The sequence below is a fragment of the Wenzhouxiangella sp. AB-CW3 genome (assembly GCF_014725735.1).
Lineage (GTDB): Bacteria > Pseudomonadota > Gammaproteobacteria > Xanthomonadales > Wenzhouxiangellaceae > Wenzhouxiangella.
The window spans coordinates 3240473-3258101 of sequence record NZ_CP061368.1 but is presented as its reverse complement, the minus strand read 5'-3'; the positions used below and the strand labels follow the sequence as shown (position 1 = coordinate 3258101).

At 63.9% G+C, this 17629-nt stretch carries 14 protein-coding genes; 1 reads left to right on the top strand and 13 read right to left on the bottom strand.

What is annotated here, in order from left to right:
• Positions 1–62: 62 nt before the first annotated feature.
• The 6 genes from IC757_RS14060 to IC757_RS14035 all read right to left on the bottom strand — a co-directional run bounded on the left by IC757_RS14060 (position 63) and on the right by IC757_RS14035 (position 8611).
• Positions 63–1880 (bottom strand): DUF294 nucleotidyltransferase-like domain-containing protein, encoded by a 1818-nt coding sequence (locus tag IC757_RS14060; RefSeq protein WP_190974918.1) that lies wholly within the window; start codon positions 1878–1880, stop codon positions 63–65.
• A gap of 38 nt (positions 1881–1918) precedes the next feature.
• Entirely contained in the window at positions 1919–4081 is a 2163-nt protein-coding gene (locus tag IC757_RS14055; protein WP_190974917.1) for an exonuclease domain-containing protein, read from the bottom strand.
• Positions 4082–4083: 2 nt separating this feature from the next.
• A complete protein-coding gene (locus IC757_RS14050; protein ID WP_190974916.1) occupies positions 4084–4452 on the bottom strand; it encodes a response regulator transcription factor in 369 nt (122 codons plus the stop codon).
• Between the two features lie 135 nt (positions 4453–4587).
• Complete coding sequence (locus IC757_RS14045; RefSeq protein ID WP_190974915.1) at positions 4588–7341, bottom strand: sensor histidine kinase; 2754 nt, start codon at positions 7339–7341, stop codon at positions 4588–4590.
• Positions 7341–7538: a hypothetical protein gene (locus IC757_RS14040; protein WP_223846144.1), complete on the bottom strand. Its 198-nt coding sequence runs from the start codon at positions 7536–7538 to the stop codon at positions 7341–7343. Before IC757_RS14040 ends, IC757_RS14045 begins: the two co-directional genes overlap by 1 nt.
• Positions 7535–8611, bottom strand: coding sequence for a DUF294 nucleotidyltransferase-like domain-containing protein (locus tag IC757_RS14035; RefSeq protein WP_190974914.1), 1077 nt, complete (start codon positions 8609–8611; stop codon positions 7535–7537). Before IC757_RS14035 ends, IC757_RS14040 begins: the two co-directional genes overlap by 4 nt.
• 183 nt (positions 8612–8794) lie before the next feature.
• Between IC757_RS14035 and IC757_RS14030 the strand changes: the two genes are divergently transcribed.
• Positions 8795–12394: a PAS domain-containing hybrid sensor histidine kinase/response regulator gene (locus IC757_RS14030; protein ID WP_190974913.1), complete on the top strand. Its 3600-nt coding sequence runs from the start codon at positions 8795–8797 to the stop codon at positions 12392–12394.
• A gap of 54 nt (positions 12395–12448) precedes the next feature.
• Here IC757_RS14030 and IC757_RS14025 read toward each other — a convergent pair whose 3' ends face one another.
• The 7 genes from IC757_RS14025 to IC757_RS13995 form a co-directional block, all read right to left on the bottom strand.
• Complete coding sequence (locus tag IC757_RS14025) at positions 12449–13288, bottom strand: hypothetical protein (protein ID WP_190974912.1); 840 nt, start codon at positions 13286–13288, stop codon at positions 12449–12451.
• A gap of 8 nt (positions 13289–13296) precedes the next feature.
• Entirely contained in the window at positions 13297–13908 is a 612-nt protein-coding gene (locus IC757_RS14020; RefSeq protein WP_190974911.1) for a hypothetical protein, read from the bottom strand.
• Positions 13905–14132, bottom strand: a complete 228-nt coding sequence (locus IC757_RS14015; RefSeq protein WP_190974910.1) for a helix-turn-helix domain-containing protein — start codon at positions 14130–14132, stop codon at positions 13905–13907. The genes IC757_RS14020 and IC757_RS14015 overlap by 4 nt, the downstream gene beginning before the upstream one ends.
• 241 nt (positions 14133–14373) lie before the next feature.
• Positions 14374–14925 (bottom strand): hypothetical protein, encoded by a 552-nt coding sequence (locus IC757_RS14010; protein WP_190974909.1) that lies wholly within the window; start codon positions 14923–14925, stop codon positions 14374–14376.
• A 198-nt stretch (positions 14926–15123) separates the two neighbouring features.
• Complete coding sequence (locus IC757_RS14005; protein WP_190974908.1) at positions 15124–16896, bottom strand: sodium:solute symporter family protein; 1773 nt, start codon at positions 16894–16896, stop codon at positions 15124–15126.
• A 12-nt stretch (positions 16897–16908) separates the two neighbouring features.
• Positions 16909–17178 carry a DUF4212 domain-containing protein gene (locus IC757_RS14000; protein WP_190974907.1) on the bottom strand — a complete coding sequence of 90 codons (270 nt, stop codon included), beginning with the start codon at positions 17176–17178 and terminating at the stop codon, positions 16909–16911.
• Positions 17179–17326: 148 nt separating this feature from the next.
• Positions 17327–17623 carry a DUF3817 domain-containing protein gene (locus tag IC757_RS13995; RefSeq protein WP_190974906.1) on the bottom strand — a complete coding sequence of 99 codons (297 nt, stop codon included), beginning with the start codon at positions 17621–17623 and terminating at the stop codon, positions 17327–17329.
• Between the last annotated feature and the right edge of the window lie 6 nt (positions 17624–17629).

The following is a 17629-nucleotide window of genomic DNA, read 5'->3' as shown; positions in this document are numbered from 1 at the left end:
AGAGGAAAGGTCCGATAGTGCAAGCTTGGCACGGATGCTCTTGTTAGTAAAGTTACTGCCCACTAGACCTGGTACCGCTGGGCCAGCGCCTTCTGCGCGGTGCGCACGATGCCGAAGGCCGAGCGCAGGTAGCGACGGTGCAGGCCCGAAAGTGTATCGGGGTCGACCAGGTGGTTGGGTTTCTCGCCGCGCTCGTAGAGCGCGACCTGGTGCTTCAGTCGGATATTGCCGATGAAGCGGAAGGCATGAATAAGGTCGTCGGCATCGCGCTCGCTCATGATGCCGGCCTCGGCGGCGGACTGGATGCGCTCTTCGGTGTGGACGACCCGGATGGCGCCCTCGAGCGCGCGCACGCGGGCCAGGTCGACAATCGGCAGCACGCCGCGTTTTTTGAGATTAATGCCCTGACCCTTGTCCTCGCTGCTTTCCTGGACCAGCCGCCCGAAAAAGCCCAGGGGCGGGCGATGCTGCATGGACTCGGCAGCCAGGAAACGCCGGAACAATTTGCTCTCGCGGGCCTGGTCGAGCACTTCGCCATGCAGTCTCCGGCCCAGATCAATATCACCGGCGACCGGACGCATGTCGAAGAAGATCGAGGAGTTCATTACCGACTGCGGCTCGGGTTCGAGCATCCAGCCCTCGAAAGTGTGCCGCCACTGATCGAATGACATGCGCCACTGGCTCTTGGCCATGACATCGCCGGGGCAGTAAATGTAGCCGCAGTCGGCCAGTCCGTCGCAGACGAACTCGGCCAGTTGCTTGAAGTACCGTGACGCCGCCTCGTCGGGCGCTTCGGCCAGCAGCAGGCCGTTGTCCTGGTCGCTGACCAGGCCCTGTTCCATGCGCGCCTGCGAGCCGAAGGCCAGCCAGGTCCATTCCATGGGCGCCTGGCCGAGTTGCTCCTGCGCCAGTTGCAGCAGGCGCTTGGTGCAGGCATCGGTGATCATGCTGGCAATGCGCCCGACTTCGGTCACTTCGCTGCCGCGTCCGGCCAGGCTGGCCAGCAGGCAGGGACCCTTGCGCGCCAGCCGGGTCAGATCGTCCACCGCATCGGCACGCTGGATGTCGCGCACCAGCCGGAGCGGATGCGGCGCCTGCAGTCTGAGCAGATCGCCGGCACTGACCACCGCGGCCAGTCGTCCGGACTCGTCGCGCACCGGCAGGTGGTGAATGCCCAGGCGCATCATTTCCACCAGCGCATCGTCGATGCGGGTGACCAGGCGCGCGGTCAGCGGGTCGCGGGTCATGACCTGGTCGATGGCGGCGGACGGATCGATGCCGGCGGCCAGCACGCGGGTGCGCAGGTCGCGGTCGGTGACGATGCCGACCAGGTCGTCGCCGGCGGTGATCGGCAGGCAACTGACCTGGTGGCTGGCCATCAGGGACGCGCAGCGGGCAATGGGGGTGTCGGCGCTTGCCGTGATTGGCTGGCGCAGCTCGATGTCGGCCAGGGTGCCGGTGCTGCGTTGGGCCAGCGAGCGCAAACGCTCGCCGGGATCGGCGGTGAGAAAACGGCGCACGATGTCGTGGTCGGCACTGAACTGATCGAGGATGCCGGCATCCAGGTGAAACAGGTGACAGTCCTCGACGGCACGGACACGATAGTCGCGCACGCCGCCGTCCAGGGCGATGGCGTGGCCGAACAGTTCGCCCCGGCCGCGCTGTTCCAGTTCCTGGCCGGCCTCGTCGAGAATGGCGACGGCGCCGGCGCGGATCACGAACAGCCCGTGCCGGCCGGGTTGTCTGAAAGTCCCGATTTCCTTGCCCCCGGCAAAGCTTTTCTCGCTGAAGTATCCGGCCAGGTTGTCGATGGCCTCCCGCTCCAGCTCCGAGAAGGGCGCAACGGTACTCAGGAATTCGCGAATGTCGGTGGCGTTCATGGTTGGCGCTCCCTTGGGGCTGAGTCGAGGTCGGGTGATCAGTAACGCATGCGCGCGAACTGGGTTTTCTGTGCGGCCGAGCGAGCCTGGCCGAGGGTATGAATGCCCTGCTCGGCTAGCAGCGGGATCAGGCGCACGAAGATTTCGGCGGTGACCATGGCATCGCCGATGGCGGTGTGGCGACCGACGATGGCCAGGCCGAAGCGTTGGGCAAGCGCTTCCAGGTTGTGTTCGGCCTGGTGCTCGTGGACCAGTGCCGAGAGCAGCAGGGTGTCAAGCACCGGCTGGTCGAACACCACCCCTGTCCGGTTCTCGGCCACCTGCAGGCAACGCATGTCGAAAGCGGCATTGTGGGCTACCAGCACCGTGTCCTGGCAAAAGGCATGGAAGGCCGGCAGCACGGTTTCCAGGTCCGGCTGGCCGCGGACCATCTCCGGGGTGATGCCGTGGATGGCGGTGCTGGCGGCCGGAACGCTGCGGCCCGGGTTGACCAGTTGCTCGAAGAACTCATGCCGCAGCAGGCGGCCATTGACGATGCGCACCGCGCCGATCTGGATGATTTCGTCGTGTGTCGGGTCCAGGCCGGTGGTCTCGGTGTCGAAGACGGTGAAAGTGAGTCGGCCCAGCTCGGCATCGTCGAGCGAATGGGTCTCAGGGGTGGTGGCAAACAGGTCGAAGTCGTAGTACTCGGGTCGGCTTTCGCGATCGCCGGCCAGCGCCCCGGTGCCGCGCTCGACCGGCTCGGCGACCGGCAGCAGCAGACGGAAGCAGTGTTTCTCGCCGTTTGTGCTTTCATGCCAGCAGGTGCCGCCGTGGCGTTCCATGACATCGTTCACGCTCATGGACAGCTGCTCATTGCCCGCCTGCATCGGTTCGTTCTCCCAGGCCGGGTCGCTCGGGCCCTCGCCCCGTGCCTGCCACAGCAGATCCAGCGCGGCTCGTTTGCCGTGGCGGACCAGGCGCAGGCTGACCGATCCGGCCGAGTGTTCATCCGTGATTCGCCCGGCCAGATGGGCCAGTGCCTGCAGGATGGAAAAGCTGTCGACCTTCAGCCAGATCTCCTCGCCGTTGCCTTCGTGCGCCACGCGGATTTCCCCTTCTTCGGCCAGGTGGCGCACGGCGGCATCGACCAGTTCGCTCCCGAGCATTTCCTCCAGCGGCCAGCGTGAGCGCAGTCGCTCGGTGGAGCTGGCGCTCAACTCGTCGATGCGTTCGCTCAAGGAGGTGACTTCCTCGTGGATCACGCCGAGCAGGCGGTCGCGCAGGGCCTCATCGACCTCGTCATCGGCCAGGATCTCGATGGCGGCGCGGGTGTTGGCCAGTGCCGAACGGCTGCCCTCGGTCAGCGACTGCAGCAGGCGATCCTTTTCGGCATCAGCCTGCATGTCGTCGGTGATGTTCTCGGTCAGCAGCACGAAGCCGGCCATGCGTGTTGGCGAGGCTTCGCCGTCGCCGACCTCCGACACCGGCGTGACCTGCACGCGCAGGAGCTTGCCGCCCGGCGTGGCGGTCACGAACTGGGCGCCGGGACTCTCCGCGCCGCTTTCGAGCCGGCGCCGGACGGTATCGAGCGCGTGGGCAACCAGGCGGCGGTCGAGCACGGTGTAGATCGAACGGCCCAGTCCCATCAGTTCCGCGCCGCCGGTGACCTCGGCAGCGCCCGACAGCCGGCGAAACTGCTGCCGGGCCCGGTTGTTGTAGAGCAGGATGCGCCCGTCGAGATTGCACACGATCACGCTCTTGCGCAGTTCCGACATCAGGGCGGCCAGCCGGCCGCGTTCCAGTTCGATGCGCCGTCCGGCCTCGGCCACGCGCTCATCGGTGGCTTCCTGAAATTCGCGATGGCGCGTGATCAGGGTATTGAAGATGTCGGCGAGCTGTTGCGTCTCGCGGCTGCCGTCGACTTTCAGCGGTTCATCGACCGGGTTGTCCAGCCGCAGCCGGGCCGCCTCGGCCAGGCGGGCGGGCGCGGTGATGTAGCGTGCAATCAAAAAACGCAAGGTACCGGTGACCGGCACCAGCGCCAGCGCCCAGAGAAAGATCAGCAGCCCGGCGCGTCCGCCCAGGGCCTCGGTGACCGTCGCCCAGTCGGCCGGATCCAGCACCGCCCACAGCAGCACGCCGGCAACGATCAGCCAGGCCAGGCAGACCAGCCCGACCAGGGCGACGCCGGCAAACAGCCACTTTTCGGCACGCCGCATGTTCAGTTCTCTCCCAGCATATCGCGCACCTGTTCGGCCAGTTCGCGCGTGGAGAACGGCTTGACCACGTAGCCGTCGGCGCCCAGTGCCTCGCCCTTGGTGCGGTCGGTATCCCGCCCGCGCGCGGTCAGCATGAGGATGCGGGTGGCGGCCATCTCATCGTTGCCGCGCACCGCCTTGAGGACCTCGAAACCGGAGCGACCCGGCATCATCACGTCGAGCAGCACCAGGTCGGGGCGGTGCTCGGCAATCATCGCCAGCGCCTCATCACCGTCGCGCGCAACCAGCACCTCGTGGCCCTCGCGCTGCATCAGGTATTCCAGCGAGATGACGATGTTGGGTTCGTCGTCGGCAATCAGTACGGTGCTCATCGAAAACTCCTTGTTTCTTCAAACATCGTTCACCACAGAGGCACAGAGTTCACAGAGGAAGAACTGGATAAAAATTCCTTTAGTTTCATTTCTTGTTTCTGTCCTCTGTGCACTCCGTGTGTCTGTGGTGAACTGTCATTTGTCCATCTCGCCATCACCGCGGTCGATGTTTCGGGGCAGGTGGAAGCCGAAGGTGGCGCCTTCGCCGGGCTCGGATGCCACCCACATGTGGCCGCCGAAGTGTTCGATGATCTGGCGGCTGATCGGCAGCCCCAGGCCGGTGCCGCCCTGGCGGCGGTGGCGGTCGCCGACCTGGCGGAACTTGTCGAATACCTCGGCCTGTTCTTCGTGGCTGATGCCGGGCCCGTTGTCGGCCACGGTCACGGTCACGCCGTCGCGCTTATCGTTGATGGTGACGATCACCTGTCCGTTCGCTTCGGGCAGGTGACGCAATGCGTTGGAGAGCAGGTTGAGCAGCACCTGCACCAGGCGGTCGGCATCGGCCCGGATCGTGGCCGGTTGTCGATCGCCGCGCACTTCCAGCTTCGCGCCCTTGTCGCTGTAGGGTTCGGTGATGCTGGCCACGGCCTGATCGACGATCTCGGCCATGTCGACGTCGCTGTTGTGCCACTCGGCATGACCGGCCTCGATGCGCGCCAGGTCCAGTACCTGGCCGACCAGCCGGCTCAGTCGTTCGGACTCGCGCACCATGATGTCGAGAAACTGCTGGCGCTGGTTGACGGGCATGTCGGCATCGTCGCGCATCATCTCGGCGGTGGCGCGAATGGAAGTCAGCGGCGTGCGCAGTTCATGGGTGACCGAGGACATGAAGTCGTCCTTGAGCCGGTCCAGGCTTTTCAGTTTCTCGTTGGCGGCACGCAGTTCCGCGGTGGCCTGCTCCAGCGAGCGTGATTTTTCCTCCAGCGCCAGTGAGTACTGGCGAATCTGCGAGGCTTCCTCGAGGATGCGCATGACATCGTCGAGTTCCAGCGGCTCCTCGTCGACCGTGGAAGCCATCATCACCCGGGCCGAGGCCGAGCCGATGGCACCGGCAAGCTGGTGTTCGACCCGTTCGACCAGGCGCGCGTCGGCCGGGATATGCTCGATCTCGCCCACGCCGATGGCCGCGGCATGTTCCTCGAACAACCGTGCGGTGGCCTCCGGACCGAGGAAGCGTTCGGCCAGTGCATACAAATCCTCACGACTGGCGCGGCCCTGCCAGAACAGCGGTTCATGCCCGTCGGCCCGTTCGAAGACATCGACGAAACGTTCGGCCTGGCTGGCCTCGCGTGCCGAGGGCCGGGTCAGCAAGGACACCAGCACGAAGGCGCCGATGTTGGCCAGCAGGCTCCAGAACAGCGAATGGGTGAGGTGATCGAAGCCGCTCATGCCCAGCAGGGATTCGGGCCTGAGCCAACCGATGCCGAACGGACCGTGCTCGACAAAGTCCATTGCCAGCCAGCCGGAGCGGGCAATCGACGGCAGCATCAGCGTCCAGGCCCACAGGGCAAAACCGGCGACCAGCCCGGCCAGCACGCCGGCGGCGGTGCCGCCCTTCCAGTACATGCCGGCCAGCGCGGCCGGGGCGAACTGGGCGACGGCGGCAAAGCTGATCAGGCCGATGGCCACCAGCGCATAGGCCTCGCCGGCCAGGTGGAAGTAGAGATAGCCCAGCAGCAGCAGGCCGATGATGGCCAGCCGGCGGATGGTCAGCAGCAAGCGGGTCAGATCGCCGCCGCTGCGCCCGCGAAAGCGGCGGGTACGCAGCAGTGCCGGCATGACCAGGTCGTTGCAGATCATGGTGGACACGGCAATGGCCTCGACGATGACCATGCCGGTGGCCGCCGACAGCCCGCCGATGAACACGAACAGGGCCAGCGTTTTCGCCCCCTCGGCCAGCGGCAGCGAGAGCACGAAAAAGTCCGGGTTGGCCGTGTCGGCGCCGAAGTACATCAGGCCGCCCAGCGCAATGGGAATGACGAACAGGTTGATCAGAAACAGGTAGAGCGGGAACACCCAGGCGGCGCGCTTGATGTGACGCTCGTCGACGTTCTCGACCACCATGACCTGGAACTGGCGCGGCAGGAACAGCACCGACAGGCCGGCCAGCAGGATCAGCGCGAACCACTGCGTGTAGATGAAGTCGCTGGTGCCCTGGTCGAAACGCAGCAGTCCCTTGAGACTGTCGTCGGCCATGGCACGACCGAACAGGTCTCCCAGGCCTCCGTACAGTCCCCAGACCACGAAAATGCCGGCGGCAAGAAATGCGATGAGCTTGACCACCGACTCGAACGCGATCGCCGCGACCATGCCCTCATGGCGTTCGGTCATGTCGAGATGACGGGTGCCGAAGGCGATGATGAAGCCGGCCAGGGCCAGCGCCAGGTAGAAGGTGCTGTCCTGCCACCAGGCACCGGTTGCCTCGGTCACGGTCGTGGCCTCCGGGCCGGTCATCAGGGCAAAGCCGGCCGAGATGGCCTTGAGCTGCAGGGCAATGTAGGGGACGATGCCGACCACCGTGATCAGCGTGACCAACGCGGCGATCAGCGGGCTCTTGCCGTAGCGGCTGGCGATGAAGTCGGCCACCGAGGTGATGCGCCAGGTCTTGGCGATGCGCACCATTTTGCGGATCACCAGCCAGGCCAGGATCATCGCCAGCATGGGGCCGAGATAGATGGGCAGGAACCACACGCCTTCTTCCGACGCCCGCCCGACACTGCCGAAATAGGTCCAGGCCGTGCAGTAGACCGCGATCGACAACGCGTAGACCCAGGCATTGCCGATGACCGAGCGTCCGGCCGCGGCGCGCCGGTCGCCCCACCAGGCGATGGCGAACAGGATCAGCAGGTAGGCGAACGAGACGCCAATGACCAGCCAGAGAGGCAGCATCAGCGGCGTCCTCCGCTTTCCATCAGCCAGGCCAGGGCGATGATGAGCACACCCCACACGATGAACAGTCCCAGCGGAAACAGGGGCAGGCCGAACAGGGCGGCTTCTCGGTCCCACAGCATCATCAGCGGAAAGCCGAACAGCAGCCAGCCGGCTGCAAACAGCACCACCAACCACTGGCTCAGGCGCCCTTTCACCGGAATGCCTCGGCGTGGTAGCGCCGGGCCATGGCCTGTTGGGCATCGCGGATGGTTGCCAGGGAACGTTTCAGCGCCTTGCGGTCGCGCTGATCGATCTCGTCGGCGCGTAGCTGGTAGTCCGGGTGTTCACCGTCGCGGATGCGGCGGCACTGGTGGGCGATGCGAATGCCGCCGACATGGTCGAAGGCATCGATGAGCCTGTCGGCATCGTCGCCGCTGATCAGGTTGGCTGACGTAGCCAGCTTCAAGCGCTTGCGGGTCGACAACGCCGCCTCGCCCAGCGCCAGTGCATGAACCCGGGCGAGGTCGACCACCGGCGTGATGCCATGGCGTTTCAGATCCATGGTCTGTTTATCGCCATCACGATGAAATCGCAGTCTCCCGAACCAGCCCAGCGCCGGCCGGAACCCGAGCGCGGCGGCTGCCAGACGGGGCTGGAAAAGCGTTGACGAGCGCGTCATGCCGAGCACTTCTTCACGAAGCTGATCGAGCAGGCCGGCCTCGCCGCGAATGCAGCGCAAATCGAAAAAGATCGATACCTTGAGCAGGGCGTCCGGGTCGGCGCGTTCGATCCATTGGGCAAAGCGCCCCCGCCAGTCGGCCAGAGGACGTCGCCAGCGTGGATTGATGGCCATGATATCGCCGGGGCAGCGACGATAGCCGGCCTCGGCCAGGCCGCTGCAGACCTGGTCGGCCAGTTGTTCGAAATAGGAGCCGTGATGGTCCTCGCGGTAGTCATTTGACAGGATCAAACCGTTGTCCTGGTCGGAGCCGGCGATCTGTTCGCCGCGGGCCTGCGATCCGGCAACGATGAAGGCATAAGCCACCGGCGGCGGTCCCAGGTCTCGTTCGGCCAGCGCCAGCAGGCGGTCGGTCACGGCGCGGCCGACCCGGCTGACGGCCAGCGCGATCTCCGCTGCTCCAGTCTTGCGCTCTTGCAGCTTCAGCATCAACCTGCCCATCCGCGAGGCCATGTCGGCTAGCGCCCGCCCGTCGCTGGCCTGGTTGACATGATCAAGCAGTATTGCCGTTTCCGGCGCGTGGCCGGTGACCTGATCGGCGCTCGGCATCAAGCCGCCCTCCCGATTCCGCGGGCTTCGATGATCAGGTTAGCAGGGTGGGCGACAGGCCGCGCTTATACTTTGGTCGGGGTGTGGCCGAGCGGGCGGAATCGACTGCTATGATGCTGTTTTTTGTGGGACTGGGCCCACCGCCTGAAGACCACGGGAAGACCACGAGAAGACAAGAGCAAATTGTTCTCCGCCACGCTCATCATTCTGGTTTCGCTGGCCTACGTGGCGCTGCTGTTTCTGGTCGCCTGGTGGGGTGACCGGCGCTCGGTCCAGGGGCGCCCGCTGTTCTCCCAGCCGGTGATCTACTCGCTGTCGCTGGCCGTTTACTGCACCTCCTGGACCTTCTACGGCGCGGTCGGCCAGGCCGCCACCACCGGCTGGGATTTCCTGCCGGTCTATCTCGGTCCCCTGCTGGTGTTTGCCGTGTTCGGCGGCTTTGTGCTGCGCGTGGTACGCATCAGCAAGGAACAGAACGTCACCTCGATCTCCGACTTTCTCGCCTCGCGTTTCGGCAAGACCCAGCGCCTGGCCGTGCTGGTCACCGTGGTCGCCGTGCTGGGTGTGCTGCCTTACATCGCCCTGCAGCTCAAGGGCATCGCCATGGGCTTCAACCTGCTCACCAGCGATCCCGGTGCGACCACCGTGTTGCCGGAAGAACCGGGTCCGATTCTCGATACCGCCTTGCTGATTGCCCTGCTGCTGGCCGTGTTCACCATCCTGTTCGGCACGCGCCAGCTCGATGCCACCGAGCACCATCCGGGACTGATGCTGGCGGTGGCCTTCGAGTCGCTGGTCAAGTTGCTGGCCTTTCTCGCCGTCGGGGTGTTCGTGACCTGGGCGATGTTCGATGGGCTCGATACGCTCAATCCGTTCACGGTCGACGATGCGCTGGTCGCGAGCATGTTCGCGCCGGAAAATCTCAGGCTGAGCTTTCTCACCATCATGGTGCTGGCCATGCTGGCGGCCTTCTGTCTGCCGCGTCAGTTTCATGTTGCCGTGGTCGAGTCGACCAGCGAGCGTGACGTGCGCTGGGCGCGCGTGCTGTTTCCCGCCTACCTGGTGCTGATCGCCCTGTTCATCGTGCCGGTGGCCGTGGCCGGCCTGCTGACTTTCGGCGAGGGCGTGTCGCCCGACACCTTCATGCTGACCCTGCCCATGGCGGCCGACCAGGAATGGCTGACCCTGCTGTCCATGCTCGGCGGATTCTCCGCGGCCACCGGCATGGTCATCGTGGCGGCGGTGGCGCTGTCGATCATGGTGTCGAACGATATCGTCATGCCGGCCCTGCTGCGCAACCGACAGGCCGTGGCGCGCAGCGATGCCGACCTCGGCCGGCTGCTGCTGATGGTGCGGCGTATTGTCATTGTTGCCCTGCTGCTGCTTGCCTGGGGTTACTACCGGCTGTTCGGCTACGAGGAAAGCCTGGCAGGAATCGGTCTGCTGTCGTTTGCCGCGGTCGCCCAGTTCGGGCCGCTGGTGGTGGCTGCCGTGTACTGGCGCGGCGCCAATCGTCCCGGGGCCATGGCCGGGCTGACGACCGGTTTTGTCGTGTGGTTCTATTGCCTGATGCTGCCGGTGATCCTGCGTGGCACCGGGGTGTTGCCGGGCTGGCTGGAGACCGGTCCGGCGGGACTGACCTGGCTGCACCCCGAAGCGCTGTTCGGAATTGCTTTCGACGACCGTCTCAGTCACGGCGTGTTCTGGTCACTGACGTTGAATGTCTGTGCCCTGGTCATCGGCTCGCTGGCCGGGCGTGAACGTCCCATCGACCGCATCCAGGCCAATGCCTTCATGGGCGCGGCCGGCGGCACCACCACCAGCGTGTTGCCACGCACCGGTATTGCCACGGTGGCCGACTTCATGGACCTGACCCGGCGCTTTCTCGGCGAGCGGCGCACGCGCGAGACCTTTGATGATTACGCCGGTCAGCGCGGACGGGAACTCGCGATCGATCAGCCGGCCGACGGCGAGCTGGTCCGCCACACCGAGCGTGTGCTTTCGGGCGTGATCGGGGCGAGTTCGGCGCGCCAGGTACTGTCCTCGGCGCTGGCCGGTTCCGGCATGCCCTTCGATGCGGTGGTCAACCTGCTCGACCAGACCTCCGAGAAATTGAAATTCCGCCAGGAGTTGCTGCAATCGGCCATGGAGAATCTGTCCGAGGCGGTCAGCGTGGTCGATGCCGACCTGCGGCTGGTGGCCTGGAACCGTGCCTACCTGGAGATGTTCGAGTACCCGGAAGGCCTGATTCACATCGGCCGGCCGATCGAGGACGTGCTGCGCTACAACGCCAGCCAGGGACGGCTGGGCGCGGGCGAACAGGAGGAGTTGATCGCGCGCCGCCTCGACTGGCTGAAGAAGCGCAGCCCGCATTTCTACGAGCGCGTGGGTACCGATGGCCGGGTGATCGAGATCCGCGGCAATCCCATGCCCGGCGGCGGCTTTGTCACCAGTTTTACCGACATCACCGAGCGCAAACGCACCGAAGAGGCCTTGCGCGAGAGCGAGCGGCGCCTGACCGAGGCCAAGGAAGGACTGGAAAAGCGCGTGGCCGAGCGCACGCGCGAACTGACCGAGCTCAACGAGGAGCTGCGCCGGGAGGTGACGGTGCGCGCCCGCGTCGAGGAAGCCCTGCGCGTGGCCAAGCAGGAGGCCGACGAGGCCAACCAGTCCAAGACCCGTTTCCTGGCCGCGGCCAGCCACGACCTGCTGCAACCGCTCAATGCCGCGCGCCTGTTCGCATCGGCCCTGGATCAGCAGGACCGGCTCGACGACGAGCAGCGCCACCTGGTCGAACGCCTGGCCGGCTCGCTCGACAGTGCCGAGCAACTGCTCTCGGCACTGCTCGATATCTCGCGCCTGGATGCCGGCGCCATGCCGACCTCGGTTCGTGAATTCTCGATTGCCGAGATCTTCGATCCCCTGTATGCGGAATTCTCGGCCATTGCCCGTGAACGCGGGCTGGCGTTCTCCAAGGTCGACAGCCGGGCGCGGGTGGTCTCCGATCCCAAGCTGCTGCGGCGCGTGCTGCAGAACTTCCTGTCCAATGCGCTGCGCTACACCGAATCCGGCCGGGTGCTATTGGGCTGTCGTCGTCGGGCGGGCATTCTGAGCATCCAGGTCATCGATACCGGGCCCGGTATTCCGGCCGACCAGACCGAGGCGATCTTCCGCGAGTTTCATCGCCTGCAAGGCTCGCGCGGTCGCGGCCAACGCGGTCTCGGGCTGGGACTGGCTATCGTCGAACGTATCGCACGCATGCTCGACCATCCCGTCAGCGTGCGTTCCGAGCCCGGACACGGCACCTGTTTTGCCATCGATGTGCCGTTGGGGCAGGACGGGGAAGTGGCGCATGCCGCACGCAGTGGACCGCGTCGCTCTGCCCGCGATCTGGCCGGGCTGGTGGTGCTGTGCATCGACAACGAGCCGGAGATTCTGTCCGGCATGGCCTCGTTGATCGAACCCTGGGGCTGTCAAGTGCACACTGCCAGCGACGAGGACGAAGTGGCCGAGGTTGTTGATCGCCTGGTTGGCGGCCCCGACATCATCCTGGCCGACTACCATCTCGACGACGAAAAGAACGGCATCGACCTGGTCAGCCGTATCCGGGCGCGTTACGACAGCGCCATCCCCGCCATCCTGATTACCGCCGACCAGACCGAGACCGTGCGCAACGAGGCACGCGCCCAGGACTGCCGCGTGCTGCACAAACCCATCCGCCCGGCAGCACTGCGCGCACTGCTGGGACGGCTGGTCGATACCACAAAGCATGGTAGTGATTGAGGAGGTGGTGTTCACCACAGAGACACAGAGGTCACAGAGTTGTTCAGAGGCTCCTCAATAGTTGCACAATGGAATGTGCTTGATGGGCGTATTGCTGCGATAGTCTCTGAACTTTTCAGCGTCGTGAAGCTTTCTGGTCTCCTTTCTCCATTGCTTGGCAAGCGCAGAGAGGGAAGACCCAAAGTACTGCTCGTATTGATGCGCCTGGCCCGCCACTTGCTCCCGCGACATCTTCAGGACGGCTTCATCTCCAAAGCTGTCTCCAAGCCATTCAAAGAAGGCGGAACGAAGTGAGTAGGCTTGTGCACGACATGGAATATTCAATTGCTCGTGTTGATCTCTCAGGGTTTCCAGCGGGATATCGCTGCCCTCCACGATATGACCGGCTGCAACAATTGAAGGAGAAAACCCATGCCAGGGGAATCCGTGCATGGATTCGAAAACCCGCAATCGGACAAATTCGGCAAATCCTTCTTCAAAAAACCAGTCGGCAGATTCGGCCCTGTCGATTCGAAGCGCGTGCACCAGCTCATGCACAAACGCATGAAAATAATTCCTGATCTCGTCGGTATAGCGGAACAGGCTGATCACGCCGGCGCTGTCTACAAAAGGATAATCTCTGGCTGGCCCCGGTCCGACACGTGCCCTGCCTCTGAAAACAACAGTGACCTTCTCCGCCGGTTCCTTCTGAAGAAACGCCACGGTGTTGTCATAAAGCTGCTCCGAGATCAGCTTCACCGACTCCTGAGTCTCTTCATCATACTCGTCTGCCCATACAATCAGGAGATTGTCCGTCTCAACAGGATGGCCATGAACAAGCTCTGACTTCGCTAGAGCCGGTTGAGACACAGCCAGGGCAACGAGAAGCGCAATCGGTGTGTACAGTTTCTTCATGGCCACTCTCATACCACCTCTACCTCGCCGCCGCCGCGCAGGAAAAACGCCGCAAGCAACACCAGCGCCACCGGGTAGAACACGTAGACCACCGGCGCCAGAATGACGGTCATCGTCATCAGCGAACAGATCAGCAGCATTGCGGCGAAGATCTTCAGGAGAACCGTTCCGTCGTTTCGCAGCGCCAGCAAGGCAATCGACAGGGCGAGGCCAATCAGACCGACCAGTACCGACAGCCCGAGACTGACCAAACCGGCGACCAGCACCAGGGTTGAGCGGGTGCTCTCGGCCATGCCCGGTGTCAGGGCAATGGATACATCGAACAGGACGGTGGCCGTGAAAACACCGATGCCAATAGCCATGGCCAAGGCCATGCCGGCGGCAAAGGCGCTGTACAGCTGATGCTGCAGGATTCGCCGCAAACTCAGGAGCAGATAGATTTCCATGGTACCGATCAGGACAAACAGCCCATCGATCAGTGTCAGGCTGCTGGCGTCGGCCTTGAACGCTTCCAGCAACGATTCGCCGGTTGTGGAGAACAGACCCGAAAACCAGTAAAGCGGAAACAGCACGGCCAGCGCCAGGGCCACGATGCCCGGAATCAGAAACTCACGGTTCATTCTTCTGCTCTCCCTTGCACCTCATCGACGAATTCAAGCAAATCACCGGGCTGACAGCCCAGCGCCCGACAAATGGCTTCCAGCGTGGAGAATCGAATGGCCTTGACCCGTCCGTTCTTGAGCAGCGACAGGTTGGTCATCGACACCCCGACTCGCTCCGACAGCTCGGTCAGCGACATCTTGTTGCGCGCCAGCTCGATATCCAGATTGATGCGTATGGACATGAATGCCAAAAGTATATTTTATCTAAAACATATCACAGTTTACGTTAAACATAAAATATTCGATGAAAAAGGTCAAACGCTACTGCGGAGGAATCAGATTTCGCCCGGCGTGAAAGAGGGCAGCGGGTTGAACGGCGAGATGGTCAATTGGTGGCGCAGCAGACCCCCCATCGGATCCGCGGTGACTTGCTCTGTGTTCTCTGTGTCTCTGTGGTGAGATCTTGTGGCTGCCGCTTCAGCTTCAGCGCTCAGCCGAAGCCGGTCTGCCGCGAGCAGCGGATTCGCAGGCAGCCTGAAGGCCGCGGTCGTCGGCTTCCAGGCGGTACCAGTCGGCACCGTGGAGCGCGCCGTCCTCGCCCAGCTCGACACCGGAATGCAGATCGGCGCGGCGATGATCATCGCAATCGAAGACCACGGGCACTTCGCGCGTCGGCATCCAGCGCTCGAACAGCACCATGGTGGTCATCACGCGGCCCGGCCAGTCCGGGTGGGACCGGTTGCGCCGGGTGTCGACGGCGATCATGCGCAGGCTCAATGGAGAGATATAGGTCCAGGGCCGGTACCACATGCTCTGGCTGCTCTTCGAGGTCACGACCATGCCGTCGGGCAACTGCTCGGCAGTGCGCGGCGCCCAGGAATACTCCAGGTAGACCAGGAACAGGATCATGCCCAGCCCGGCCGCGGCCGGCATGGCCCAGCGCGGCAGGCGCCGCCCCAGCACGAGATTGAGCGCCATGACCAGACCGGCGATACCCAGTCCTAGCGCGATGGTGGCGATGAATTCAAGAAGCATGGGGGCAGGTTAAAGGTAAAAGGTGAAAGGTGAAAGGTGAAAGGTGAAAGGTGAAAGGTGAAAGGTGAAAGGTGAAAGGTGAAAGGTGAAAGGTGAAAGGAAAAAAGGAAGGGTGGGCAGCGAAAGGTGGAACCAATCCTTTTACCTTTTACCTTTCCCGCCGCAGGCGCGGGCTCAAGCCCGCGCCTGCGGCTCACCTCAGTGATCGACCGCACCGCTGGCGCCGCGGGGGACGCGGATGGATTCGACCAGCTCCTGGATGCGCTCCGGCGGCGGGGCGGTCAGCTTCATCACCACGATGGCGGCGGCGAAGTTGAGTATCGCGCCCACGGCTCCGAACGACAGCGGCGAGATGCCGAACAGCCAGTAGTCGGGTTCATTGGGCAGCATGTTGGTGCCCCGAATGAAGAACCAGCCCAGGTAGGTGAAGATGTAGAGCAGGGTGGCGATCAGACCCACCAGCATGCCGGCCACCGCGCCCTGGGTATTCATCTTCTTCGAGAAGATGCCCATCATCAGGGCAGGGAACAGGGTGGCCGCCGCCAGCCCGAAGGCCAGCGCCACCACCTGGGCGGCGAAGCCGGGCGGGTTCATGCCCAGGTAGGTGGCCAGGCCGATGGCAAAGGCCATGGATACGCGCGCCGCCATCAGCTCCTGCCGGTCGGTGATTTTCGGCATGAAGACCGATTTGAGCAGGTCATGGCTGATGGCCGACGAGATGGCCAGCAACAAGCCGGCGGCGGTCGACAGGGCCGCGGCCAGACCACCGGCGGCGATCAGGGCCAGCACCCATCCGGGCAGGTTGGCGATCTCGGGGTTGGCCAGCACCAGGATGTCCTGGTTGAAGGTGACGATTTCGTTGCCTTCCCAGCCGCGCGCCTTGGCCACGGACTGGAACTCCTCGGAGCGGTCGTTGTAGTACTGGATGCGACCGTCCTCGTTCTTGTCCTCGAAGGCCAGCAGGCCGGTCTGTTCCCAGTTGATCATCCAGTCGGGTTTGTCGTCGTAGCGGATCGGATCTTCGGCCGTGCCGTCGGGATAGATGGTGGTGATGATGTTGAGCTTGGCCATCGCGCCCACGGCTGGGGCAGTGAGATACAGCAGCGCAATGAATACCAGCGCCCAGCCGGCCGAGCGACGGGCGTCGGCCACGCGCGGCACGGTGAAGAAGCGGATGATGACGTGCGGCAGACCGGCCGTGCCCACCATCAGCGACAGCGTGAAAAGCACCATGTTGAGCGTCGAGGCGTGGTGGCCGGTGTAGTCATGGAAGCCCAGTTCGGTCAGCACCTGGTCGAGCTTGGTCAACAGCGGCAGGCTCGACTCGGCGTGGGTGGAGAACAGGCCCAGCGGCGGCACCGGGTTGCCGGTCAGTTGCAGCGAAATGAACACCGCCGGGATGGTGTAGGCAGTGATCAGCACGCAGTACTGGGCAAGCTGGGTGTAGGTAATGCCCTTCATGCCGCCGAGCACGGCGTAGATGAACACCACGGTCGAGGCGATCAGCAGCCCGGTGGTGTTCTGCACTTCGAGAAAGCGCGAGAAGGCCACGCCGGCGCCGGTCATCTGGCCGATCACGTAGGTAATCGAGATCACCAGCAGGCAGATCACGGCAACGATGCGCGCGGTGGTCGAGTAGAAACGATCACCGATGAACTCGGGCACGGTGAAACGTCCGAACTTTCTCAGGTACGGTGCCAGCAGCAGGGCCAGCAGCACGTAGCCGCCGGTCCAGCCCATCAGGAAGCTGGAGTTGCCGTAGCCGACGAAGGCGATCAGCCCGGCCATGGAGATGAACGAGGCGGCCGACATCCAGTCCGCGGCCGTGGCCGCGCCATTGATGACGGGGTTGACGCCGCGGCTGGCGGCGTAATAGTCGGCGGTGGTGCCGGCACGCGCCCAGATGGCGATGCCGATATAGAGCGCAAAGGTGGCGCCGACGACGATCAGGTTGAGTGTGAACTGGTCCATGGTGTCTCTCCCTTATTCCTGCTCGTCCACGCCGAACTCGCGATCGAGCCGGTTCATGTACCAGGTGTAGTAGAAAATCAGGGCGATGAAGGTCAGGATCGAACCCTGCTGGGCAAACCAGAAGCCCAGGTCGGTGCCGCCGATGGTGATCGGCAGCATGGCCAGCAAGGGCCTGAGCACGATGCCGAAACCGATCGAGACCAGCGCCCAGATCACCAGGCAGATGGATATGACACGGATGTTCGCCTTCCAGTAGGCGGCTGCGGATCTATCGTCGGACATGGCGTATCGCTCCCTGTATGTTCGGGTGTCGAGCCTCCCCGTGGAAAGTCCACGGGGAGCTTTTCATCCGAGTCTAGCGATCACCTGACCGGGTGCCCATACGACATTGGTAGGGCCGACTTTGGTCGTAGGAGTGGGAGCGTCGGCGTTAGTGCGCCATCTCCTTCGAAGAGGTTTCGCGGCGAACCATGCGATCTACATAGATGAAACCGAATGGCACCACGCCCATTCCCAGTACCAGCAGCCACTTCGGTATCGACCAGCCGCGCAGGTGGCTGGCGATCAGGCTGGCGGCAGCATAGTTCAGGAACAGAATGCCGTGGATCCAGCCCACCCAGGTAACGGCCATGGGCATGTCGGCCAGCGTGCGCAGCGGCATGGCCACGAACAGCAGGGTGATCAGGGAAATGCCTTCGGCGATGCTGATCAGGCGAAACCAGGTCATTGGCAA

Excerpts from the sequence above, each read along its gene's own strand:
- IC757_RS14045 (WP_190974915.1), bottom strand. The coding sequence starts at position 7,341 with ATGCTGCCTCTCTGGCTGGTCATTGGCGTCTCGTTCGCCTACCTGCTG.
- IC757_RS14050 (WP_190974916.1), bottom strand. The coding sequence starts at position 4,452 with ATGAGCACCGTACTGATTGCCGACGACGAACCCAACATCGTCATCTCG.
- IC757_RS14000 (WP_190974907.1), bottom strand. The coding sequence starts at position 17,178 with ATGTCCGACGATAGATCCGCAGCCGCCTACTGGAAGGCGAACATCCGT.
- IC757_RS14060 (WP_190974918.1), bottom strand. The coding sequence starts at position 1,880 with ATGAACGCCACCGACATTCGCGAATTCCTGAGTACCGTTGCGCCCTTC.
- IC757_RS14025 (WP_190974912.1), bottom strand. The coding sequence starts at position 13,288 with ATGAAGAAACTGTACACACCGATTGCGCTTCTCGTTGCCCTGGCTGTG.
- IC757_RS14015 (WP_190974910.1), bottom strand. The coding sequence starts at position 14,132 with ATGTCCATACGCATCAATCTGGATATCGAGCTGGCGCGCAACAAGATG.
- IC757_RS14010 (WP_190974909.1), bottom strand. The coding sequence starts at position 14,925 with ATGCTTCTTGAATTCATCGCCACCATCGCGCTAGGACTGGGTATCGCC.
- IC757_RS13995 (WP_190974906.1), bottom strand. The coding sequence starts at position 17,623 with ATGACCTGGTTTCGCCTGATCAGCATCGCCGAAGGCATTTCCCTGATC.
- IC757_RS14035 (WP_190974914.1), bottom strand. The coding sequence starts at position 8,611 with ATGCCGAGCGCCGATCAGGTCACCGGCCACGCGCCGGAAACGGCAATA.
- IC757_RS14055 (WP_190974917.1), bottom strand. The coding sequence starts at position 4,081 with ATGCGGCGTGCCGAAAAGTGGCTGTTTGCCGGCGTCGCCCTGGTCGGG.
- IC757_RS14005 (WP_190974908.1), bottom strand. The coding sequence starts at position 16,896 with ATGGACCAGTTCACACTCAACCTGATCGTCGTCGGCGCCACCTTTGCG.
- IC757_RS14020 (WP_190974911.1), bottom strand. The coding sequence starts at position 13,908 with ATGAACCGTGAGTTTCTGATTCCGGGCATCGTGGCCCTGGCGCTGGCC.